The 22,765-nt window shown below is 70.9% G+C and carries 17 protein-coding genes; 10 read left to right on the top strand and 7 right to left on the bottom strand.

Annotation, left to right across the window (positions count from 1 at the left end; translation table 11 throughout):
* Positions 1 to 115: 115 nt before the first annotated feature.
* Positions 116 to 1,273 carry an esterase/lipase family protein gene (locus tag ACQP17_RS28535; RefSeq protein ID WP_433858842.1) on the top strand — a complete coding sequence of 386 codons (1,158 nt, stop codon included), beginning with the start codon at positions 116 to 118 and terminating at the stop codon, positions 1,271 to 1,273.
* 105 nt (positions 1,274 to 1,378) lie between these two features.
* Here ACQP17_RS28535 and ACQP17_RS28530 read toward each other — a convergent pair whose 3' ends face one another.
* A complete protein-coding gene (locus ACQP17_RS28530; RefSeq protein WP_433858841.1) occupies positions 1,379 to 2,530 on the bottom strand; it encodes a sensor histidine kinase in 1,152 nt (383 codons plus the stop codon).
* Positions 2,531 to 2,855: 325 nt separating this feature from the next.
* Positions 2,856 to 3,524 (bottom strand): response regulator, encoded by a 669-nt coding sequence (locus ACQP17_RS28525; RefSeq protein WP_433858840.1) that lies wholly within the window; start codon positions 3,522 to 3,524, stop codon positions 2,856 to 2,858.
* Positions 3,525 to 3,726: 202 nt separating this feature from the next.
* Between ACQP17_RS28525 and ACQP17_RS28520 the strand changes: the two genes are divergently transcribed.
* Both ACQP17_RS28520 and ACQP17_RS28515 read left to right on the top strand, forming a co-directional pair.
* Complete coding sequence (locus tag ACQP17_RS28520; protein WP_433858839.1) at positions 3,727 to 4,392, top strand: response regulator; 666 nt, start codon at positions 3,727 to 3,729, stop codon at positions 4,390 to 4,392.
* Between the two features lie 207 nt (positions 4,393 to 4,599).
* A complete protein-coding gene (locus ACQP17_RS28515) occupies positions 4,600 to 5,340 on the top strand; it encodes a hypothetical protein (RefSeq protein ID WP_433858838.1) in 741 nt (246 codons plus the stop codon).
* 145 nt (positions 5,341 to 5,485) lie between these two features.
* Here the strand turns inward: ACQP17_RS28515 and ACQP17_RS28510 are convergent, their stop codons facing one another.
* Positions 5,486 to 5,908 carry a hypothetical protein gene (locus tag ACQP17_RS28510; protein ID WP_433858837.1) on the bottom strand — a complete coding sequence of 141 codons (423 nt, stop codon included), beginning with the start codon at positions 5,906 to 5,908 and terminating at the stop codon, positions 5,486 to 5,488.
* 458 nt (positions 5,909 to 6,366) lie between these two features.
* Here ACQP17_RS28510 and ACQP17_RS28505 point away from each other — a divergent pair, with 458 nt between their 5' ends.
* The 6 genes from ACQP17_RS28505 to ACQP17_RS28480 all read left to right on the top strand — a co-directional run bounded on the left by ACQP17_RS28505 (position 6,367) and on the right by ACQP17_RS28480 (position 15,159).
* Positions 6,367 to 6,984, top strand: a complete 618-nt coding sequence (locus ACQP17_RS28505; RefSeq protein ID WP_433858836.1) for a hypothetical protein — start codon at positions 6,367 to 6,369, stop codon at positions 6,982 to 6,984.
* Positions 6,985 to 7,213: 229 nt separating this feature from the next.
* The gene (sbnA, locus tag ACQP17_RS28500; RefSeq protein ID WP_433858835.1) at positions 7,214 to 8,230 is read left to right on the top strand and encodes a 2,3-diaminopropionate biosynthesis protein SbnA; all 1,017 of its coding nucleotides are present in this window, start codon (positions 7,214 to 7,216) and stop codon (positions 8,228 to 8,230) included.
* A gap of 38 nt (positions 8,231 to 8,268) precedes the next feature.
* The gene (gene sbnB / locus ACQP17_RS28495) at positions 8,269 to 9,264 is read left to right on the top strand and encodes a 2,3-diaminopropionate biosynthesis protein SbnB (protein WP_433860028.1); all 996 of its coding nucleotides are present in this window, start codon (positions 8,269 to 8,271) and stop codon (positions 9,262 to 9,264) included.
* Between the two features lie 3 nt (positions 9,265 to 9,267).
* Positions 9,268 to 9,477, top strand: coding sequence for an MbtH family protein (locus tag ACQP17_RS28490; protein WP_433858834.1), 210 nt, complete (start codon positions 9,268 to 9,270; stop codon positions 9,475 to 9,477).
* On the top strand, positions 9,435 to 10,211 hold the full coding sequence (locus ACQP17_RS28485; RefSeq protein ID WP_433858833.1) for a thioesterase II family protein: 777 nt from the start codon (positions 9,435 to 9,437) through the stop codon (positions 10,209 to 10,211). Before ACQP17_RS28490 ends, ACQP17_RS28485 begins: the two co-directional genes overlap by 43 nt.
* A 13-nt stretch (positions 10,212 to 10,224) precedes the next feature.
* A complete protein-coding gene (locus ACQP17_RS28480) occupies positions 10,225 to 15,159 on the top strand; it encodes an amino acid adenylation domain-containing protein (RefSeq protein WP_433858832.1) in 4,935 nt (1,644 codons plus the stop codon).
* A gap of 338 nt (positions 15,160 to 15,497) precedes the next feature.
* Here ACQP17_RS28480 and ACQP17_RS28475 read toward each other — a convergent pair whose 3' ends face one another.
* Together ACQP17_RS28475 and ACQP17_RS28470 are read right to left on the bottom strand one after the other, a co-directional pair.
* Positions 15,498 to 16,862, bottom strand: coding sequence for an MFS transporter (locus ACQP17_RS28475; protein ID WP_433858831.1), 1,365 nt, complete (start codon positions 16,860 to 16,862; stop codon positions 15,498 to 15,500).
* Between the two features lie 9 nt (positions 16,863 to 16,871).
* Positions 16,872 to 18,275 carry a hypothetical protein gene (locus tag ACQP17_RS28470; protein WP_433858830.1) on the bottom strand — a complete coding sequence of 468 codons (1,404 nt, stop codon included), beginning with the start codon at positions 18,273 to 18,275 and terminating at the stop codon, positions 16,872 to 16,874.
* 388 nt (positions 18,276 to 18,663) lie between these two features.
* Here ACQP17_RS28470 and ACQP17_RS28465 point away from each other — a divergent pair, with 388 nt between their 5' ends.
* The gene (locus ACQP17_RS28465; RefSeq protein ID WP_433858829.1) at positions 18,664 to 19,812 is read left to right on the top strand and encodes a GNAT family N-acetyltransferase; all 1,149 of its coding nucleotides are present in this window, start codon (positions 18,664 to 18,666) and stop codon (positions 19,810 to 19,812) included.
* Positions 19,813 to 20,018: 206 nt separating this feature from the next.
* Here ACQP17_RS28465 and ACQP17_RS28460 read toward each other — a convergent pair whose 3' ends face one another.
* A complete protein-coding gene (locus ACQP17_RS28460) occupies positions 20,019 to 20,855 on the bottom strand; it encodes a 2OG-Fe(II)-dependent halogenase WelO5 family protein (protein ID WP_433858828.1) in 837 nt (278 codons plus the stop codon).
* Between the two features lie 549 nt (positions 20,856 to 21,404).
* Positions 21,405 to 22,673 (bottom strand): ATP-grasp domain-containing protein, encoded by a 1,269-nt coding sequence (locus tag ACQP17_RS28455; RefSeq protein ID WP_433858827.1) that lies wholly within the window; start codon positions 22,671 to 22,673, stop codon positions 21,405 to 21,407.
* Positions 22,674 to 22,765 lie beyond the last annotated feature (92 nt).

The following is a 22,765-nucleotide window of genomic DNA, read 5'->3' as shown; positions in this document are numbered from 1 at the left end:
TCCCTTCTGTCGCACAGAGACTGGACGACGAGGCGACTCCCGTCGGCCTTCCGCGGCCGACCGGCATCGGTCCGAGATGCCGCACGCGCAGATCCACTCCGGAAGGGAATTCCCCATGTACCGATCCGACTTCACCGCCATTTTCGCGAGACGACGACTCGCGTCGGCGGCCGTCTTGACCGCGACGGCCGCAGCCTTCCTGTCCGGTCCGGCATCCTTCGGCATGACAAACGCCCGGGCGGCCTCGGTCGGCGACAGCGCTGCCGCACAGTCGGAAGCCAACCTGCCCGGAGCCGAGGATTCTCTCCCCGCGGTCGTGTTCGTGCACGGAATGAATGACACGGCCGGCGCCTTCACGGATATGAAGAAGAAGTTCGTGGAGGCGGGTTGGCCAGAGAGTGACCTCTTCGCGTGGGACTTCGAAGGCTGGCGTGACTCGAATCAAGTGAACGCCATGCGGTTCATTGACGCGGTGAACAACCGGTTCGGCACCACTCGCAAGGTCGCGGTCGTCGCCCACTCTCTCGGGAGCATCCCCACCCGCCTCGCCATCCAGCTCAGCGGGCGACCTTACAGCCCGGAGTCCGCGAATCATTCCTTCGGGAACAGGATTGTTTCCTGGACTTCGCTCGGGGGTCCCAATCTGGGGCCCGGGCAGAAATGGTATGTGGAGCTGGGACTGGGTCTCGCATGCGGGAAGGGCATCCTGAGGGATCTCGTCACCGCCTCCACCTGCGAGCTCAACGACAGCGGCTTCATGGAGCTCCTGAACAGGGCACCGACTCCGCTACCCACGGACTACGAGGAGATCTACTCACCCGATGACGGTGTGGTCGACAACGGCGTCTCAAGACTTCCGGAAGCACCGAACAACCGATCCTTGAAAATTGACGGTGTCACGCACGGGGACCTGCCCAGAAACTCTCGTGTCATCGACCACGTCGTGACCCGGGTGAGAAAGTTCAAGGACGGAGCACAGGTGCGTCCGGACTCCGCTTTTCCGCCCTGCGATATGAGTGCAACGACCGTCACCCACGGTGAATTGACGTACGTGACCTCGTTCAGAGGAGCGGTTGACCCGAAGGCGACAGATGTTCGGGTGGTCGTCACCAACAGCGCGAAGAAAATCGTCTTTGATCAGTCGGTTACCCAGTCCAATGGCCGATGGCCCCTTCCCGTCGACGGCAGAATGTACGCGGGCGATTTCCTCGTCAAGGTGATCGAAAAGGTGAACGGGGCGTCGTACGAAGCCACGCAGACGGTCCGGGCCTGATCCTGACCTCCCCCGGCGGACCGTGGTTCTCCAGTGTCTCGGCGGATGCCGAGGTGCGGGAGAACCACGGGCCCCGGCGCAGTGAGTGCGCGTCCGGAGCGGTGTTCAGGGGCGCTTGGTCCGGGTGGGCAATGTCAGGGCGACGGCGAATCCATGGTCACCGGTGGGACCGGCTGTGAGAGTGCCCCCAAGGAGCCGTGCGCGTTCGGCGAGACCGACGAGCCCGTTGCCGCCGCTGGGCAGGTCGGTGACTGCGGGCCGGGTGGCGGCCGCGTTCGTCACGGTGAGGTGGACTCCGTCGACCCGGCACGCCAGCCCTACCGTCACCGCGGCTCCGGGAGCGTACTTTGCCGCGTTGGTCAGGGCTTCCTGGCCGGTGCGGTAAAGGGCCCGCTGGACCGTCGGGGGCAGCGCCTCCGGAAACCCGTCGACGCGCAGTTCGACCTGCTGCCCGCGGTCCGCGGCCTGTTGGACGAGCCCTGTCAGCTGGACGGCGCCGGGCCCGGGGACCTCCGGACGCGGCCGGGTGGTGCGGCGACCGGGCATGAGGACACCGAGGACCTCACGCAGTTCCTCCAGGGCGTGACGACCGTCGGTGCCAATGCGGTCGGCCGCCGTGGCCACAGCCGGGTCGTGTGAGGCGGGGCCGACCCGCAAGGCCCCGGCGGTCAGCACCATGCTGCTGACGCGATGCGCGACGACGTCATGCATCTCACGGGCGATGCGGGCCCGCTCGGCTGTCCGCGCCTGTTCCAGGCGCAACTGATGTTCACGTTCCAGGCCCTCCAGACGTGATTGAGTGGTCCGGCCGAAGTCCCGACGGACAGCGACGGCGTAGCCGGCTACCAGCGGGCTGACCGTCAAGACCATGGAGTAGACGGCCTCTCGCAGGGCCGCGTGGGGGAGGCTTCCCTGGATGGCGACGAAGTCCGTCGCGCAGCCTAGGAGGGCGAAGGCGGCCAGCACTCTCGGGCCGCGCACCGAAGAGCCGAGGGTGTACATCGCCACCGCCAGCGCGGCCGGCGTGAAGGCGATCATGTCACCTGCCACAACGCCGGCCGCCACCGCACGCGGGAACCCTCGCCGCCGCCACAGCAGCAGGCCGACCATGGCCACCACCGGCACGATCACGGTGCGCGGCATACCGGTCAGGAGCCCGTTGGGAGCCTCGGCCCAGAAATTCCCCAGGTCCAGCGCCACCACCGCGACCACGACCACCGCATCGGTCCGCCAGGCAGTCCACCACGAGTCCACCACGAGTCCGCACACACCTTCACAGCGTCAAACAGGAAAAAATGGTGAAGCCCGGGAGGAGAGGCCGCCCGTCCGACCTCGTTCCCCTCCGCCGGGCGTCGGTCAGCGCACGGGAAGTGCTCCGTACGGATCGCCTCGGGCACCGGGCGGGCTGGCCGGCTGGGAGCCGTGTGCCACTTCCAGGATCCATGCCGGGGCGGATCTCTCCGGATCCCGTTCGGCAGGTGGCGGCCCTGCCGAACGACACACACCAGCCGGCACCCGGGTCAACGCAGGCTGCGGCGCAGCCCCCTGAGCCTGGTCCGGCGAGGGCCCTGTGCTGCGAGCCTCACGGTTCGTCGTGGACAGCGATCCCGGCCCGGTGGGCGAGGTGGGCGGCCTGGACACGGCTGTCGACGCCGAGCTTGTCAAGGATGAGGCTGACACGGCCCTTGACGGTTCCCTCCCCGACCCCGAGGCCGGTGCCGACCTCCGCATTGGTCAGTCCCCGGGCCAGCAGGGCGAGCGTCCGGCGCTCGCGGGGCGTGAGGGCATCGAGGCGACGGCGCTCGTCGGAGGTGAGGCGCGAGGTGTGCTCGGAGAGGTGATCGATGAGGCGGCGGGCAACGGCGGGCCCCAGGACGCGGTGGCCCCGGTGGAATTCGCGAACGGCATTGAGGAGTTCCGGCGGCGCTGTGTCCTTCAGCAGGAATCCGCTGACACCGGCACGAACGGCCCGGTGCACCAGCGTGTCGTCATGGAACGCCGTCAAGACCGCCACCCGCGGAGCGAGGGGCAGCGCGAGGATCGCGCGGGCGGCAGCGATGCCGTCCAGGCGCGGCATCGACGCATCCAGCAGCGCCACGTCGGGCGCCGCGGTGACGGCCAGGTCCACGGCCTCCTGGCCGTCACCGGCCTCGGCTGCCACCTCGATGTCCACACTGGACTCGATGATCGCTTTGATGCCCCACCGGGTGATCTCGTTGTCGTCGGCGATCAGAACTCGGATGGCCACCATGTCTCCCGTTCCGCTTCCGCGCCCGTCCGACGTCCGCACGAGCACCGTCGGTACCCCCAGTGCCCACGCGAGACTCACGTGACGAACACTCTGATATATAAGTATGCATTTGGGTGCAACATACCGTTCTACTCGCCCCGCCGGTCCGTGCCAGCGCCCGGACGGCTTCGCAGCACCCACCGCGATCAGGGAGTGCCACAGGGTGACCAGCGTCCTGCTTGTCGACGACGACGCCGCGGTACGGGCCGGCTTGTGCACCATCATCGAGTCCGGGGACGGTCTCATCGTGGTCGGCGAAGCCTGGGACGGCCGTCAGGCACTGGAAGAAGCACGCCGCCTGCAGCCCGACATCGTCGTGATGGACATCCGGATGCCCGGCATGAACGGCATCGCCGCCACCTTCGCCCTGCGAGCCATGCCCGCCCCTCCCGCCGTCCTGGTCCTGACCACGTTCGGGCACGAGGAGGACTACGTCGAGCAGGCCCTCGCCGCCGGCGCCGTCGGTTTTCTCCTCAAGGACGCCCCACCCGGCGATTTCCTCACCGCCTTGCGCGACGTCGCCGCCGGCACGGCAGCCTTCGCCGCCTCCGTGACGGGCCGGGTCATCGATGCCGTCCTCCGCGCGGCACCACTCACCACCGCCGACGGAGAGGCCGCTCTGGTAAGGGAGCTGACGCGACGACAGCGTGATGTCCTGACGTTGCTGGCCCGCGGCATGTCGAATGCGGCCATCGGTGCGGAACTGGGGATGAGCGAAGGCACGGTAAAGGGGTACGTGAGTGAGATCCTCACGCGCCTGGGAGCGGACAACCGCGTCCAGGCCGCCCGCATCGCCTACCGTGCGCGCTTGGGCACGAAAGCCGGATGACCGGCCATCCCCACCTCCCCTTGGAGGGGGCAGGGGCCTGACGAAAGTAAGCGCGCTGCACACCAAGGTCATGGAGACCATGGAGAGGCCGGTTCGCCCACGGTTGGCAGACACCGGCGCACCGCATTGCGCGGCTCGTGCAATGCCTCCATCCCCCCGGCCGCATGCAGCTGGCGGCCGCATTTCCGATCCCCCGGGAGTACCTCCATGTCCAAGCGCCTTCGACGGGCACCCCTGGCCGCCGCACTCGCCATGCTCAGCCTGCCCGCCCTCGTCACCATCGGCCTGACCGGTCAGGCACACGCGGCCGACAGCCCCGCGTGCGACAGCCTGAAGAACTCCATGGACTGGCACGGAGTATCGGCCGTGTCCAGCAACGGGGGACTCGGCGGACCCAACCATGGTGGCGGCTTTCAGTTCCTGCTGATGTACGCACAAGCCGCGGCGTTGGGCTGCGATTTCATTCACCAATTCGACAACCCGCATCACGTCGACCCCGAGCACGGCACCGAGTTGAAGATCCAGCTTGTGGCGCAGAGTTCCTCACAGGCAAACGGTCCGATGCTGCAGGTCCGTACCGATGACCACCTCGTTGCGAACGATGGCTCCGACGCGGGCGGAACCACCTTCCGACTCATTCAGTCGGACCGCCCCTATCGGACCGATGAGTACTACATCGTGGTTGACGACGGGGATCACACCGGGAAGTGCCTGACCAAGTCCGACAAGTGGATCATCGCGAGCACATGCAACGAGAGCACCTCCACCTGGGTCTTTCCTGACAAGGGCTCCTACCGGACGGCCTATGTGATCGACTCCGAGGGATACGGAAAGGGGAACCTCTCCCTTCCGGGCGGAAAGGCCCATGAACTCGCCGTTGTTGCGGACGCATCCACCTCTCCGCCGAAGGACCAGCGACTGCACTTCAGGCCCGCCGATTGGCAGTGACCGCCACCGTGGCTCCACCGGACCCATGAAGGTCCCGATGCGATGGCCGCCGGGCTCGGGGGTATGACGACTGCCCCCGGACCCCGGCGGGACGCGTGGCCGCGGGCAGTGTTCGTATCCGCTGCCCGCGGCCGCGCTGACGGAATCAGCGCACGTGCACCGTCACCACGTCAGAGGCGTGCAGACGCACGGGCTTCTGGTCGTGCTTGCTGGTCAGGCCGTACAGCACCGCACGGAACTGCAGGTCGCCACGGCGCGCGGACGTGCCGTTCGCGGTGACCTGCGCCTCGCCGTCGACCACGGCGCTGCAGTTCTCCTGGTGCCAGCCCTCGCCGAAGCCGTTCTCCTCCAGGCACAGCTGGTGCAGGAAGCCGGCGCTGTCGTCGTCGCCGTGCGCCTTGACCGTGATGGTCTTGCCGACCTGGCCCGTGTGCGGGGCCGTGATGTCCACACCGCCCTTGGCGAACGCCGGTGCGGCGGCCAGCGCCACCGAGGCCAGACCCATCGCACCGATCACGGCCACCCGGCCGCCCCGCGCCTTCATCCCGGTCTTCTTCGTCCTGGTCATGGGACTTCCTTCCCGTGGATCTCCTCACTTGGTGAGACCCACCCCCTTGCGAAGGCGCCTGGTGCGCCTCGCTGCCCCACCAGAGGGGCTTCGGGTCCCGTGCGTTGCGTCCCAAATGCCGCTGTTACGAATCCACCACAAAGCACCAACTCCGCCGATACCCCCTCGGCCTGGGCAGCCGGTGACGCGAGTCCCGGGTGGTGAACGCGTAGGAGGAGTAACGAGTTTGATGGTGCGTCGACTTCGTGAAGCTGAAGCCCCTGGTTCTCCCGAGCGCCCGGGTGACCCCAACTGGCCCGCCACAGCACGGTTCTTCGTCCTCTGCTCGGCGTCTTACCGTCGCTCACCAGGGCGTTAGCCAGGTGTTAGCGGAGCGGCAGCTTCACGATAGCGGCCCCGAACAGAGTGGTGGCGTACCGAGGAAACCACCCACCACGACCGCCCCCGGGGGACCCCAGATGAACTCCACCAGCACCGTCCGCACCGCTCGTCGCCGCACCCTGCGCGCGGCCGCCGCGACCCTGACCGCGGCCGCCGCCCTGACCCTGACCGTGTGCGCCGGCGCGAACGCCGCCGACGCGAAGCCCGCGAGCACCGCGCACACGAACTCGGTCGCCGCCGGCGGCTGGTCGGGAGTGCAGCTCGCCGGTGGCAAGGCGGCCTCCCCGGTCCGTACCCAGCGTCTGGCGGACGGTGTGAGCACGGCCGAGATCACCAAGCTCGGCGAGCAGCACTACCGGGCCAAGATCGTGGCGCGTGGTGAGGTCCTGGCCACGCTGGAGACGAAGGGCCACGACGACGGACTCGACGCCAACGACATGTTCGTCACCCTCACCCTCGACGGCCAGGTCCACTCCTGGATGGGCGGCGGACACCAGGGACCTGGCACCTTCACCCTCGCCGGCGGCTGGAAGGCCAAGGTCACCAAGCTCGGCGAGCTGCGCTACCGCGCGCAGATCATCGGCCACGACGGCGTCGCCGCCACCCTGGAGACCCACCAGCACGACGCCGGCCTCGACGCCAACGGCATCTACCTCGTCCTCAGCACCGGCGGCATCATCAGCGCCCACGCATAACAGCCCACCCGACCACGACAGCGGAGCCACCACCGGACGGACGGCTCCACCGTCGCCGTGCCGACCTCACGGCCGAGAAGCCCGCTGCCCCGGTGTGCCGCACCGGGGCAGCGGGCTTTCCGCTGTGGCACGACAGCACGACAGCTCTCTTTATGCCGACAGGCTTTTACCGCACCGCACTTGAGTCGCGATTGAGCCGCCCCGACCGGCCCCGTGCCACACTCGCCCCATGCTCGACAGGCGTGCTGATCAATTGCTGATCGAACGGACCAAGCAAATCCGCAGGGGCCTCATGGGAACTCCGCTGATTCCTCTGGCGGACGAGCAGTGCGACGTCGTTGCCAAGCTGGAATTCTGCAATCCCGCCGGAAGTACCAAGGACCGTTCGGCACTGTGGATTCTGGAACAGGCAATCGGTCGCGGGGAGATAACGCAGGACACCACGGTGGTCGAGTCGTCGTCCGGCAATTTCGCGCTGGCCCTGGCTCTCTACTGCCGGATGCTCGGCATCTCGTTCGTTCCGGTCATCGATCCGAACTGCAACGAGGCCACCGAGGCCCAGCTCCGGCTGCTGTGCGGGCGGGTGGAGAAGGTATCCGTCCGTGATACCGCGGGCAGCTACCTGAAAACCCGGCTGTCCCGGGTGCAGGAACTGCTGGTCGAACTCGATTCGGCCTATTGGCCCAACCAGTACGCCAATCCGGATGCCCGCGACGCGCATTACCGCTTCACCGCCGGTGAGTTGATCGCGCAGGCCGGCCCGCTCGACTACCTCTTCGTCGGCGTGGGCACGGGCGGCACGATCGCCGGGCTGTCCCACCGGATCAAGGAGACCTACCCGGCCTGCGTGGTGGTCGCCGTCGACACCGAAGGCTCGGTGATCTTCGGGGGCCCGCCGAAGAAGCGGCGGATCCCCGGCATCGGCTCCAGCATCGTGCCGCCGCTGTGCGAGCAGGCACTGATCGACCAGGTCGAGATCGTCTCCGAGGTCCGCGCCGTCGAGGCCTGCGCCGACCTGGTGACCACGTACGGCCTGTACGCGGGCGGTTCGACCGGCAGCACCTATGCCGCCGTCCAGGACTACTTCGCTCGTCACCGTCCCGGGGCGCACCGTCCCCGGGTCGCCTTCATCGCCGCCGACCGCGGCCATGCCTACGCCCAGACCGTCTACGACCCCACATGGGTCCAGCAGCTGCGCGCGGAAGCGGCACAGCCCGCCGGCGTCGAAGTCCTGGCCGCCAACTGAAGGAGAACCACCCCGTGTCCACCCTGGCCCCACCGCCCATGACCGTGATCGGCGCGAGCGACATCGCCGCCGAGACCGACCGGCACCGTCCCGAGCTCGTCGACGTCGTCCGTGCCGCCTACCTCACGCACGACGCGGGACAGAGCGCGAACCCGCACAGCTCGTTCCTGCGCTTCCCGCACCAGGACCGGTCGCGCATCATCTCCCTGCCCGCCTACCTGGGCGGCGAGTTCGAGGTCGCCGGCAACAAGTGGATCGCCAGCTTCCCGGACAACACGCAGCACGGCATCCCCCGCGCCTCGGCCACGCTGATCCTCAACGACTGCGTCACCGGCTACCCGTTCGCCTGCATGGAGTCCTCGATCATCTCGGCGACGCGGACCGCGGCCTCCGCGGTGCTCGGCGCGCAGACGCTGCTCGGTGCCCGCCGCGCCCGCCGGGTCGGCATCGTGGGCACGGGCCTGATCGCCCAGCACGTGTGGCGGTTCCTGCGTGATCTCGACTGGGAGATCGACGGCTTCCGGCTCTTCGACCTCGACCCGGCGGCGGCGGGCCGCTTCGGCGCCGTCATGGCCGAGCACACCGAGGCCGAGATCGTGATCGCCGACACGGTGGAGGGCGCGTTCACCGACTGCGACCTGGTGGTGCTGGCCACCGTGGCCGGCGCACCGCACCTGCACGACCCCCGGCTGCTGGCACACAACCCGGTGGTCCTGCACCTGTCCCTGCGCGACCTCTCCCCCGAGATGATCCTCGCCGCCCAGAACGTCACCGACGACGTCGACCACGCCGTACGCGAGCGCACCTCGCTGCACCTGACCGAACAGCGCACCGGTAACCGGGACTTCGTCGACGGCACCCTCGGCGACCTGCTGCGCGAGCGGCTGCGCCGGGACCACGGGCGTCCGGCGGTCTTCTCGCCGTTCGGACTCGGCGTACTCGACCTCGCCGTCGGCAAGTGGGTGCACGACCGGGTCGTGGCCGCGGGCCGGGGCCGCCGCGAGAGCGACTTCTTCACCGGGGTGGGGGTCTGACGCATGAGCGCCGCATCCGCCCCGCGCCCCACCGAGGACCGGTACGTCGTCGTGGTGAACCACGAGGAGCAGTACTCGGTCTGGTTCGCCGATCGTGCCCTGCCCGCCGGCTGGACCGCCACCGGCGCGCAGGGCACCCGCCAGGAGTGCCTGGACCACATCGAGCAGGTGTGGACCGACCTGACCCCGCGCTCCGTGCGAGCGTCACGATGACGGCCACCGGCCTGGCCGCGGCCTGGCTGCGCGGGCTCGGCAGCCGTGAGCACACCGCGCGGCAGCGCCTGTTCGTCTTCCCGCACGCCGGAGCCGGCGCGTCCGCCTACCGGCTGGCGGCGTACCTGCCGGAGACCGTCGAGGTCTGCACGGTCCAGTTGCCCGGCCGGGAGACCCGGTTCGCCGAGCCGGCCCTGACGTCCATGGACGAGGCCGTGACCGCCCTCGCGCCGCACCTCGCCGACCGCACGGACCTGCCGTACGCCTTCTTCGGGCACAGCATGGGCGCGCTGATCGCCTTCGAGTCGGCCCGGCGGCTGCGGGCGCTCGGCACCCGCCTGCCCGACCACCTGTTCCTGTCGGGCATGCGCGCCCCCGGCCTGCCGGACCGCGACCCGCGGCACACGCTGCCGGACGACGAGCTGCTCGCCACCACCGATTTCGAGGGCGTGGACGCGGAGGTGCAGGAACTGCTGCTGCCGCTGCTGCGCGCGGACCTCACGCTGTGCGAGACGTACACGCCCCGGGCCGAGGCACCCCTGCCCTGTCCCCTGACCGTTCTGGCCGGCTCGAACGACGACAGCGTCGACCGGACGGAGCTCGCCGGCTGGCACGAGCACACCTCGGCCGACTGTGCCCTGCATCTGTTCCCGGGCGCCCCTCACCTCTATGTGCGCGGCGCCGAACGACAGCTGGCAGAGATGATCACGCGCACCCTCCCCGCACGGGGCTGAGAAAGGACCGTTCATGGCGCCGACCACCCTCGTCGCACTGTGGGAGCAGCAGGCAGCCGCGACACCCGACGGGGTCGCCGTCGTCGCGGGAGCCCACCGCGCCACCTACGCCGCCGTGGACCGCCGGGCCACGGCGCTCGCCGCCGAGCTGCAGGCACGCGGCATCGGACCGGAGTGCCTGGTCGGCGTGTGTCTCGGCCGCTCGGTCGAGACGGTCGTGGCCCTGCTGGGCATCCTGAAGTCGGGCGCGGCGTACCTGCCCCTCGACCCGGGCTACCCGGCCGACCGGCTGCGGCACATGACCACCGACGCGGGAGCCGGGCTGTGGCTGTGCGACGCGGACCACCGCGCGCAGGCCCTCGCGTCCGGCGCGCGCGACGTCCTGCTGGTCGAGGACTTCCCCGCGGAACCCGCCGCGCCGGTGGCCCCGGTGGTGCACCCGCACCACCTCGCCTACGTCCTCTACACCTCCGGCTCGACCGGCCTGCCCAAGGGCGTGGCCGTCGACCACGCGGCGCTCGCCTCGTTCCTGCGGAGTGTGGCCGAACGCCCCGGCCTCGCGGCGGACGACCGGGTCCTCGCGCTGACCCCGCTGTCGTTCGACATCTCGATACTGGAGCTGTTCCTGCCGCTGACCCGGGGAGCGACGGTGGTGATGGCCCCGCGCGCCGCCAACACCGACCCCGAGCTGCTGGCCGCCACCCTCGCCGGGGCGGGGGTGAGCGTCGTCCAGGCGACCCCCACCACCTGGCGGATGCTGCTGGCGTCCGGCTGGACGGACGGGCACGGCCGGGTACTGCTGTCGGGAGGTGAGCCGCTCGATCCGCAGCTGGCCCGCGACCTGCTCGCCACCGGCGGCACCCTGTGGAACCTGTACGGGCCGACCGAGGCGACGGTGTGGGCCGGCGCCGCCCGCATCGACGCCGTGGCCGACCGGGTCACGACCGGCACGGCCCTGTCGAACACCCGGCTGCACGTCGTCGACGAGAGCGGACGGGAGGTCGGCCCGGGAGTCACCGGCGAGCTGTGGATCGGCGGCGCCGGCGTGGCGCGCGGCTACCTGGGCCGGCCCGCGCTGACCGCCGACCGGTTCGTGCCCGACCCGTTCGGGGACACTCCCGGGCGCCTGTACCGGACCGGCGACCTCGCCCGGTGGTCCGCCGACGGCACGCTGGAGGTGCTGGGACGCAACGACGACCAGGTCAAGGTGCGCGGCTTCCGCATCGAGCTCGGCGAGGTCGAGGCCGCTGTGCGCAGCCACCCCCTCGTGGCGGACGCGGTGGTGGTCGTGGACCGGGAGGCGGCCGGCGGCGACCAGCTGGTGGCCTACCTCGTGCCCGCGCACGACGCGCGGAGCACGTCCGACGACCTGCCCCGCCAGGTCCGTGACCACCTCGCGCGGCGGCTGCCCGCCCACATGGTGGCTCAGGGCTACGCGGTGCTCGACGCCCTGCCCCGCACCCCCGCGGGCAAGGCCGACCGCGGCGCCGTGCGGGGGCTCCCGCACAGCCCGGTCCGGGCGGGTGGACCGCTGCCCGGCTACGCCCCGCTGCCGCCGCACACCGCGGCGGTGTGCCGCGTATGGGCCGAGGTGCTCGGGCTCGACGAGGTGTCCCCGTACGACGACTTCTTCGGCCTGGGCGGCCAGTCGCTCACCGCGGTACGGGCCGTGGCGCGGCTGCGTGCGGAGCTGGGCGTGCCGGTCGACGCCCAGTCGGTCTTCGCCCATCCGACGCCCGCCACGCTCGCCGCCGCGCTGGACGGCGTGGCCCCCTCCGACGACGAGCCGATCCCCACGGCCGCGACCGCCGAGCTCTCCTTCGGCCAGGAGCGGATCTGGTTCTTCGAGCAGCTGAACGACGCGGTGCCCGCCTACCACCTGCCGGTCGCCCTGGGGCTGCCCGGCGGGCGGGTCGATCTGACGCTGCTGCAGGAATGCCTGTCCGCGCTGGTGCGCCGGCACCCGGCGCTGCGCACGGCCCTCGTCGCCGTCGCCGGCCGGGGCCGCCCCGAACCGCGCGAGCCGGAGCCGGTGCCGCTGCGCCGCACCGAGGTCGCCGAGGAGGACCTGGACGCGCTGCTGACCGAGCGGATCCGCGCCCCCTTCGCCCTCGACCGCCCCCCGCTGCTGCGCGCGGACGTGCTGCGCACCCCGAGCCGCGACCTCACCTTGCTGACGTTCCATCACATCGCGTGTGACGGCGTCTCGGTCGACCTGATGGTGCGGGAACTGGGCGAGCTCTACACGGAGTTCGCCGCCGGCCGCCGCCCCGCCCCGGCACCGCTGCCCGTGACGTACGCCGACTACGCGGCCTGGCAGCGCGAGCGGCTCACCGACGCCGAGCGGGAGCGGCTGCTCGACCACTGGCGCACCCGGCTGTCCGGCGTGCCCGCCCTGGAGCTGCCGACCAGCCGGCCCCGGCCGGCCGTCGCGAGCCACCGCGGCCGCCGGGAACTGCTGCGCCTGCCCGCCGACTCGGCGCACCGGCTGCGCGCACTGTGCCGGGCCGAGGGCGTCACCCTGTTCATGGGCCTGCTGGCCCCGTTGCAGGTGCTGCTCGGCCGGTACGCGGACGAGAGCGATGTCGCCGTCGGCACCCTGGCAGGCGGCCGACCGCGCCCGGAACTGGACGAGGTGGTCGGCTACTTCGTGAACACCCTCGTCCTGCGCACCGACCTGTCCGGCGACCCGACCTGGCGCGAGCTGCTGGGCCGGGTCCGCGAGGTCGCGCGGCAGGCGTACGCGCACCAGGAGCTGCCGTTCGAGAAACTGGTGGCGGAGCTGAGCCCGGAGCGCGACCTGAGCCGCAACCCGCTGTTCCAGGTGCTCTTCGCCCTGCACGAGGAGCCGGTGGCCGGCCACTTCACCGAGCTGTACGACCGCAAGGAGCTGGAGGGGCGGCTGGGCACCGCCCGCTTCGACCTCGCCCTCGACGTGACGGACCACGCCGCCGGATCCGGTGACCTCAGCATCTCCGTCGAGTACGCCACCGACCTGTTCGACGCGGACTTCGTCCGGGGCTTCGGCCGGCACCTCCTGCGGGTGATCGAGCAGATGGTGTCCGACGCCACGGCCCAGCTGTCCGAGCTGGAGATCGTCTCGGCCGCAGAGCTGCGCGCCCTCGCCCTCGGCGACCGGACCGAGCCGCTGCCCGAGCCGACCACCCTGGTGCGCCTGTGGGACCGCCAGGTGCGGACCACCCCGGACGCGCCCTGCGTCGTGGGCGACGGCCGGTCGCTGACCTTCGCCGAGACCGACGCGCGGGCCTCGGCCCTGGCCAGGGAACTGCGGGCCGCGGACGTGCGCCCGGAGAGCCTGGTCGGTGTCTGCCTGGAACGGTCGGTGGAGCTGGTGATCGCCCTGCTGGGCGTGCTGAAGGCGGGCGGCGCCTACGTCCCGCTCGACCCCGGCTACCCGGCGGACCGGCTGCAGTACCTCCTGGCCGACTCGGGCGTACGCCTGGTCGTCGCGGACCCGGGGCACCCCGCCTCGGCGCTGTTCGGCGACGGCGTGCGGCTCGTCGCGGTGGACCAGGAGCCCGGGGCGGATCCCGGACCGGCCGAGGCGGCGCAACCGCACCACCTCGCCTACGTGATCTACACGTCCGGCTCGACCGGCAACCCCAAGGGCGTCGCGATCACCCACGCCAACATCACCGGGTTCCTGGAGTGGAACCAGCGGCTGTGCCGGCTCGGCGGACGGGACCGGGCCCTGCTCAACCACTCGGTGGCGTTCGACAACTCGGTCTGGGAGATCTTCCAGTGCCTGGTGTCCGGCGCCGAACTGCACCTCGCGAGCCCCACCGCCGCCTACGACCCCGAGGAGTTCCTGCGGGAGGTGGCCGAGCGCGGCATCACCACGCTCAACGCGACGCCCTCGCAGATGCGGATCCTGCTTGAGTCCGGTACGGATGCCGCGGCGCGACTCGCCTCCGTGCGCCTGGTGTTCACCGGTGCCGAGGCCGTGCCGCACGACATCGCCCGCCGCATCCTGTCCGTTACCGCGCCGGGGTGCCAGGTCTTCAACGAGTACGGGCCCACCGAAGCGACCGTCACCTCGGCGTTCTGCCCGATCACCGAGGAGCTGCTCGGCCGGCACGCCCATCGGCCGAGCGTCCCGTTCGGCCGGGCGACCGACAACGCGCACCTCTACGTGCTGGACCCGCGGCTGCGCCCGGTCGCCCCGGGCTGCCGCGGCGAGCTGTACGTCGGCGGCAGCGCGGTCGGCCGCGGCTACCTCGGCCGCCCGGCCCGCACGGCCGCGGCGTACCTGCCCGACCCGTACGCCACGGAGCCCGGCGCCCGGATGTACGCCACGGGCGACGTGGTCCAGCTGCTGCCCGACGGAAATCTGGTCTTCCTCGGCCGCAACGACCACCAGGTCAAGGTGCGCGGGTTCCGCATCGAGCTCGGCGAGATCGAGTCCGCGCTCCAGAGCCACCCCGCCCTGGCCGACTGCGTGGTGGCCGTGCGCCGCACCCCCGCCGGGGCGGACCAGCTGGCGGCCTACCTGATCCCCGAGCACCCCGACCGGCCCGCCCCGGAGCCGGCGGCACTGCGCGCCCACCTGGCGGAGCAACTGCCGCCGTACATGCTGCCGCAGAGCTACACCGTGATCGGCGAGATCCCGCTCACCCCGAACGGCAAGGTCGACCGCACCGCGCTGCCCGACCCCCGCCCGGTGTCCGCCCCGGCCCCCACCACCCGCCGGGCCGTCACCAAGCAGCAGCTCCTCGTCGCCGAGGTGTGGCGGGAGTGCCTGGGCGTCGAGGACGACTTCGGTCCGGAGGACAGCTTCTTCGACGTCGGCGGCACCTCGTTGACCCTCACCACGGTCGCGGGCAAGCTCGGCGAGCGACTCGGGCGCCGGGTCCCGCCGGTCCTGGTCTTCCGACACCCCACCCTCGCGGCCCTCGCCGAGGCCCTGGAGGGGGACACACCGCGGTGAGCGGCCCCGAGCACACCGGCCTCGTCCCGTTCGCCGCCTGACCGCCACCTGACCGCCGCGTCACCCGCCGGCGCAGCCGATCAAGCACCACGGCTGCGCCGGCTTCCGCGTGCGGAGCGGGGCGGGGTGGGGTGGGGTGGGGTGGGGTGGGGTGGCAGGGGGCGGGGCCGGGCGGCGCGCGGCGAATGGTCGTCCCGTACGCCGAGGCCGGGGGCCACGGACCGGCTCACGGCGCACCTCTCACGGCGCACACACAAACGCCGACCGCCGCCCAGCGTGCTGCCGGTCGGCGGTCGGCGTCGAATGCGAGGCGCGCACGACGGGCGGGGGGGAAGGCTTCAGCCGACGGGGTCGCCGTCGAACTGCTCCACGGGGGCGGCGTCCCCGGCCGGTGCGGCCTCGTCCGTGGCCGCGGGTCGGCGGTCGAGTCCGAGCACGAGGGGTACGGCCAGCACGCTGATCGCGGTGAGGAACACCCAGGGCAGCGCCGCACCGCCCTCCAACAGCGCCGTGAGCAGCGCCGGGGCGGCGGCCCCGCCGACCGACCAGGACAGCTGGTAGACGCCCAGGTAGCGGCCCCGCAGATGCTCGGGGGCCATCACCACGCTGAGTTCGCTGGTCGGCGGCGAGCTGAGCATCTCGCCCACGGTGTAGAGCACCATCGCGATCAGCATCCCGGCGATCACCGCCCAGCCGGGCAGCACGAGCAGCGTGCCGAAGACGGCGAACGCCGCCGCGTTGCACAGCAGGGCCAGCACCAGCACCGACACCGGCCGGCGGGACTCGATCCAGCGGCTGGCGAGCGTCTGGAGCAGCGCGACCATGACCGCGTTCAGCACGACGATCACGCCGACGATCCAGGCGCCGACGTCGAGGTTGTCCACCGCGTAGACGGCGAGCAGCACCGAGAGCACCGTGGAGGCGAAGACGAAGGAGATGTTCGCCGCGACCAGCCGCAGATACCGCGTGTCCTTCAGCACGGTGCGATAGCCGGCCGGCGGTTGTCCGGTGGTGCCGCCCGCCGCCTGCTCCGGCTCCGGGGACTTCGGCTCCGCGGTCCCGGCGCCGGCCGTCTCGCCCGCGTCCACGCCCCGCAGGGTGAGCACGAGCCAGCCCGCGACGGCGAAGGTGACCACGTTGACGGCCATGACCGCCCGCAGCCCGGCGACGGTTCCGATGCTCAGGGCCACCGCGGACGCCGCGCCGCCGAAACCGACGCCGACATTGCGCAGGGCACGGACGAAGCCGAACCAGCGGGCCCGCTCGGCGCCCCGGGCGACCAGGACGGTGAGCGGACTGTTGCCCATCCAGAAGGCGGTGGCCCCCAGCTGCACCACGAACTGCCACAGCACGATCTGCCAGGCCGCGTGCGAGAACAGGAATCCGAGGAATCCGGCCACCGAGATCCAGTTGCCCGCGGCGACCACGAGGCGCGGACCGCAGGAGTCCAACAGGCGCCCGATGAACAGCGGAACGGGCAGGACGAGCAGCTGACCGACGGTCAGTGCGGCGCCGACGGCGACCAGTGACAGCGACGTCGTCTTCACGAAGAAGACGACGGTGAACGCCATCACCAGCCCGTTTCCCAGGCTGTCGATCAAATTGGCCGTGACGAAGCGGCCTTTCCCCGCGAGGTCCGGCAGGCCCCAGGCCGTCTGAACCCGCCGCCACGCCGAAGGATGGGGGGAATGCTGCGACATCATGACTTCTCTTTACTTCTCCGCAGGGGCGGGCGGTGCGCCCACAACAGGCACTTCGCCCCAGACGGGCCGCTCGCTCTGGTGGAAGACGGCCGCACTGCGCGCCTCGGCATGCGCCATGAGGGAGATGACGCTGCCCGAACCGGCCGGCACCATCCTGGCAAATGCTCCCGCGCAGCCCTTCGGGGTGTAGAACATGCCGTAGGACGAATGCCATTCCTCGGTTTCCCCGGATATCGGGTCCACCACCAGCTCCGACCGCGGCCTGACTCTCTGCTGTACGACACATCCTTCGACGGCGGAGTTCTCCAGAGCCCGTCGCCACGTGGCGGCGTCCGATTCCCAGCCCACCACGACGCCGGCTCCGCCGCCGCGCGCGTTGGCCTTCAGGATCAGCTCCTCGCGCCGCTCCAGGCACTCCTCGACGAGGTCGGTGTCAGACGCGAGCACATCAGCGTTGACCAGTCGGGTCCAGGGCAGCACCCGGTCGATGCGCCGGCACTCCTCCGCGCTGAAGTCGCGCCGCCGCGCCGGGTCCGACACCAGCGCCATGCACGCCTTGTTGGCGAACACGTTGCTGGAGAAGGGGGTCCACAACCGCGTCCCACCTGCCCGGTGCGCACGCAGCAGGGGTGCCACCAGGTCCCAGCCGCCGGGCTCCTCGGCGATCTGGTCCGGGACGAAGGCGCGGTTGACCACGTCGATCTTCGTGTCCCCGAGGTAGAGCGCCCCGCCGCGTTCGTGCACGTCACCGACCTCGGCCAGCAGGACGTTCAGGCCCGCCGAGCGCAGCGCGGACTGGAAGTTGCGCCAGAGGTCGCCGTAGTCCTTCAGACCACCACGCCATTCCAGGATGGCCACCACCGGCTCGCGGCCGGGTGCCACCGGGGCGCCGAAGCGGCGCAGCGCCTCCACCACGGCGCGAATGGGATGCACGTAACCGAGCCGGTTCCGGCGTGCGAAGTCGGCGAAGGCGTCGACCTCCATCATCGCCTGGGATATTTCACTCACCAGGCCCCAGCCGCCGGACTCGCTCCCCAGATTGGTTTCGAGGAGCTTGAACGAGGTGCCGTCGTGGTACATGTCGGCCCGGCCGAAGTGGGGTGGGGTCAGGTCACCGAACTGCCGAATCACGTCCCAGTGGCCGTCATCGATGCCGAGCACCGACCGGAACGCCTCCAGATCGCCGCCGAACATCCGGTCCGGCAGGGAAATGAGCATGTCGACAAGGTGCCGCAGGTCATCGGCGAACTCGCGAATCTCCCGCTCGGCGAAGAAGAGGGGCCTGGCCAAATACTCGCCACGCCACGGTGCGAGCGTCGGGTAGTCCTTGACGTACCGGGCGACCGCGGGCAAGCCGCTGCCCGGCGTGCGGAACTCCTCGTTGTACTGGGCCGTTACCCGCTCCGCCGACATGCGGTCTCCGCTCCTGCTCGGTGCTGACCGGGCTCCTCGGCCCGCGGGTGTCACCGTGTCACCCCGGTCTCCGGCACGACTGAATTCTCACTCAATTCCGCGCTCACATGGGGCTGCCAACGCCCTGTGCGGACACCGGACTTCCGCGCGGAGACTAGAGTGTCGGCACATCCAAATGAGAAGTGTCCCGCAGCCGTGCGGCAACGTCTCATCTGTGCGGCCGGCGCCGGCCGGCGGTCTCGGGAAAATCGACCCGCCGCTCGCCGCCACCCGTCACTCACCGGCCGCACACGACCGGATATCACTCACGCACGATGTTCGGCACATTCAGCGTCCGATCGCGCAGCGCACTCGCGGGCACGGTCCGGCAGAGAACAGGGGAGGCGCCATGACCGCCACGACGGATACCTTCGCCGATCCCATCGGCGGCCTCGGGGACGCCGAGTGGGACCGGCTCGCCGACGGCAGGTTCTACTCGTCGGCGCTGTGGCTGCGGGTGTGCGCCCTCGAACCCGGGGCGGTCTCCGGCGGACTGCACGTGCAGACCCCGGGCGGCGGCCGGGCCGCGATCCCCGTGGCGGCGGTGACCGACGAGCCCACCCCGGGCCTGCGGTGGCACGACCTGCTGGCCGCCCGCGGCCTGCCGGCACCCGCGCCGGACGGCCTGCTCATCGGCCAGCGCCGCGGCTACCTGGCACACCTGCTGACCGGCGAGGGAACCGATCGGACCGAGGCCGCCGCCGCGGTGCTCGACGCGGTCCGCGCGCTGCGCTCACCCCTGCACGAGGAGTCGAAGACCGCCCGCGTGGCGATGTACCTGACCACCGAGGACGTGGGGGCGCTGCGCGCGGCGGGGGTGCGGACCGCGCCGGTCGCGCTGACGACCGATGCCTGGATCGAGATCCCGCCCGGCGGCTACGACGCCTGGCTGGAATCGCTGTCGGGAGGCCGAGCCCGCAGTATCCGCAGCGAAGTACGGAAGTTCGAGCGGGCCGGGTACGAGCTGGAGCACCGGACGCTCTCCGAGTCCTGGCAGGACGTCGCCCGGCTGCTGGCCCGTTCGCTGCTGCGCTACGGCCGCACCGTCGACGTGGCCCCGATGGCAGAGTCCTTCCGCGAGCAGGGTGAACTCGCCGGTTCGCAAGCCGAGGTGGTGCTGTGCTCGCGCCCCGGCGAACCGCCCGTCGGCTTCTGCCTGTACTACCGCTGCGGTGACACCGTCTACCTGCGGGCGCACGGCCTCGACCACGACCAACTCGTCTCGGCCGCCGAGTACTTCAACCTCACGTACTACATGGCGGCGCGGCTCCCGGGAGTGCGCCGGCTGCACGCGGGCGCCGGGACCGCGGAAGGAAAGGCGCTGCGCGGTGCGACGCTGCAGCCGCTGTGGCTGCTGGACCTGTCCGAGGACAGCCCGCTGGCCGGACACGACGAGGAGATCCGCGCGCACAACCGCGCCCTGCTCGCCGGCCTGCGCGACACCTCGCCCGTGGTGTCCGCCGCCCTGGACGGCGAACTCTGGGGACCGTACTGCTGAGGCCCGCCACCGGGTGACCTCGACCGCGGCGTGGCCGTCGGCGGCGGACACCCCGCCGCCCCGGGCCCACCGCACCGTGGACATCGCCAGGGCCCGCCTCTCGCGCCGGGGCGTTCACGGCTTCGCACGAAGCCGGTGAGCGCTCGGGGAGAGGCGGGCCCTGGAGGTGTCTGCGGCGGTCGGTCAGGCCGCCGGCCCGGTCGGGCTCAGGTCCAGCTCACGACCGTCCGGGGGTCGGTGAAGCCCATGATGAAGGACACCGTCGTGCGGTTGCCGGCGTTGGCGTCCACCGCGTGCACGAAGGCGCCGTTGAAGGCGTAGACGTCACCCTCGCGGATGTCCAGGCGCAGCTCCTCGAAGTCCGCCAGGTCCGCGGCCTGATAGGGCAGTCCCGTCTGCTCGATGCCGAGCGAGCGCCGGGTCGCGTCGTCGGGACGGATGTTCCAGATCACCAGCCGTCCTCCGGCGGTGTGCTCGGTGCACATGTTGACCGCGCAGATCTGGTGGTCCAGGACCCGCTGGACCTCGAAGCCGTGTTGCCGCGGGTCCTTGCACTGCGCTTCGTCCTCGTGCGGGTCGAGGGAGAAGTCGCCCTCCTTGTCCCACGCGCGGATCAGCGCGGCGCACGCCGAGCGGCCGTTCATCTGCGCCACCCGGAGGGACGCGCCCTCCTGCCCCAGAGCCTCGTTCACGCCCTGGCGGAACACGTGCCAGGGCGAGTCGGGGGCGTCGATCACCTGCTGGACGTGCTCGGCGACCGCGGCCGACTCGTCGAGGTAGGTGTCGACGTCCTTGTTCCAGTGGTAGGCGCCGACGTAGTGCGAGGGCTCGCCCTCGCGATGATGCCGGGCGGGGCTGGCCCAGAAGCGTTCGGTCAGGTCCTTGCGCGCCGCCGGCGGTATGACGTCCCGGAAGATCACTCCCAGCCTGCGGCCGTGCAGGACGTCCAGAACGAGTTCGTAGTCCAGTTCGCCGCGCTCCTCGAAGCGGAAGAACTCCGGGTCGGCCTGCTGTCCGCTCAGCCGCGTCGTGCTCTGCTGCATTTCTTCTCTCTCTTTCACTTGTACACCACTGCTTTCCGGATAACCGTTCAGGTCATTCAGCTCGCCGTAGCGGATGGAGCGGCTCATGCGGAGGGATGACGTCACGGCCCGGTATTTCAGCGGAAGGTGGCACGGCGTGTCGGTCGCCGCGCGCTCAACTCGCCTGCGGTGAAGCGGTCATGTGCGTCACGACCGCCCGGAGGGGCTTGCCGGTCGGGCCGATGAAGCGCGCGCGACCGAATTCCTGTTGCCGGGTCCACAGTGCCCGGCGGGCGTTTTCCCTACCGGCGGGACGCCGGAATTCCCGCTCGGTATCGGCGTGCCTGTGGAGCATGCGCCGAGTGTGGCACGGGAGCGGCCGGGGCGGCTCAATCGCGACTGAAGTGCGAGGCGAACAGGCTTGTCGGGGAAAGGGGAAAAGGCTGTTTCACCGTCCACGGCCGTGGAGGGTGAAACAGCCTTTCAGGCCTGCGTTGAAAGGCTGAGTTGTGGGGTCCGGTGACGTCACGAGGCGTGGGCCGCCACGGTGTGGTGCGCCGTGGCGCGTGCTCAGTCCTGGTCCTCGTACTCGACGTACAGCGTCCGGGCGAGGTGCGCGCGGTACGCCTCGGCCTCGGCGTCCGACTCGTGGCGGGAGAGCACGATCACCGGGTATCCGGAGAAGTCCGGGTAGGGACGCATCACCGAGCCGGGGCCCATGGTCTGCACCAGGTAGTCCACCCGCGGGTCGGTACGCACCGCGTCCAGGCCGTGTATCTGCTTGATCCGTCCGCCGCTTCCGACCGGCACCTGATAGGCCGCCGCGTGACCGGCCGGCACCGGCTCCTCGCTCCAGCACAGCGGCTCCAGGCCGAGGTGGATGCGCAGCGCGTCGACGGCCATGTCGATCCCGCTGCTGACGTGGGCGAGGTGGGCCATGTAGCCCCCGCCGCCGATGCGCGCACCCATCTCCAGCAGCACCGGGCGCACCCCGCCGACCAGCCGCAGTTCGGTGTGCGTGGTGCCCTCCGTGACACCGAAGGCGTGGTGGGCGCCGATCACCTCCGCCTCGACCGCGGCGATGATCTCGGCGGGCAGTTGGGCGGGGGCCCGCAAGGTGGTCTCCTGGAAGTAGGGCCCCGTCAGCTCTCCCTTCCAGCTGATGGCACAGACCCGTACCTTCCCCCGGTGGATGAGGGATTCGGCGGAGATCTCCGGACCGTCGAGGTACTCCTCGACCAATACGCCGGCTTCCGGGGCCAGTCCGTCATCGGCGCCGAGGTGTGCTTCGACGAGCTTGCAGGTGCGGGCCACGGCCTGCTCGATGCCGTCCTTGTCGTCCACCCGGATCACACCGAAGCTGGAGTGGCCGTTGGCGGGCTTGACCACGACGGGGAACCGCAGGGCCAGCGTGTCGGCCCAGTCGTCGGGATTGTCGATGAGTACGAAGCCGGGCGCGCCCAGCCCGGCGTCCCGCAGGTGCTGGCGCATGCTGCGCTTGTCGCGCACCACGGTCGCCGCCTCCTCGCTCAGGCCGGTGAGGCCCAGCTCCTTGGCGGCGCGCGCCGCGAACGGCACGGCCTGCTCGTTGCCCGCCATGATCCCGTCGAAGGGCTCCTGCCGGTATCGGTCGGCGAGCGCGGCCAGCGCGGCTTCCGGGTTACCTTCGATGTCCAGCGGCAGCAGTTCGACCACCGCGGCGGCCCGCCCGGCGGACTCCGTGGTGTCATCGCCCCGGGGGACGAGGATCACGTCGATGCCGGCACGCTCGGCGGCATCGAACACCCAGGGGAACGTGGACAGCTGACCGACGAGGACGAGCTTCGGGCGTGGTGACATGTGCGGTTCTCCAAGGTTCGGCCGCGTGGGCGGGTCCGGGCGACGGAGCCGTGGAACGCGCCGGTGGCGTACGTCTCCACGTGGCGTGTGCG

Origin of the sequence: Streptomyces kronopolitis, from assembly GCF_050953795.1 — a bacterium.
Lineage (GTDB): Bacteria > Actinomycetota > Actinomycetes > Streptomycetales > Streptomycetaceae > Streptomyces > Streptomyces kronopolitis_A.
Note: the sequence above shows the minus strand (reverse complement) of the source record. Positions and strands in the feature narration are given on the sequence as shown.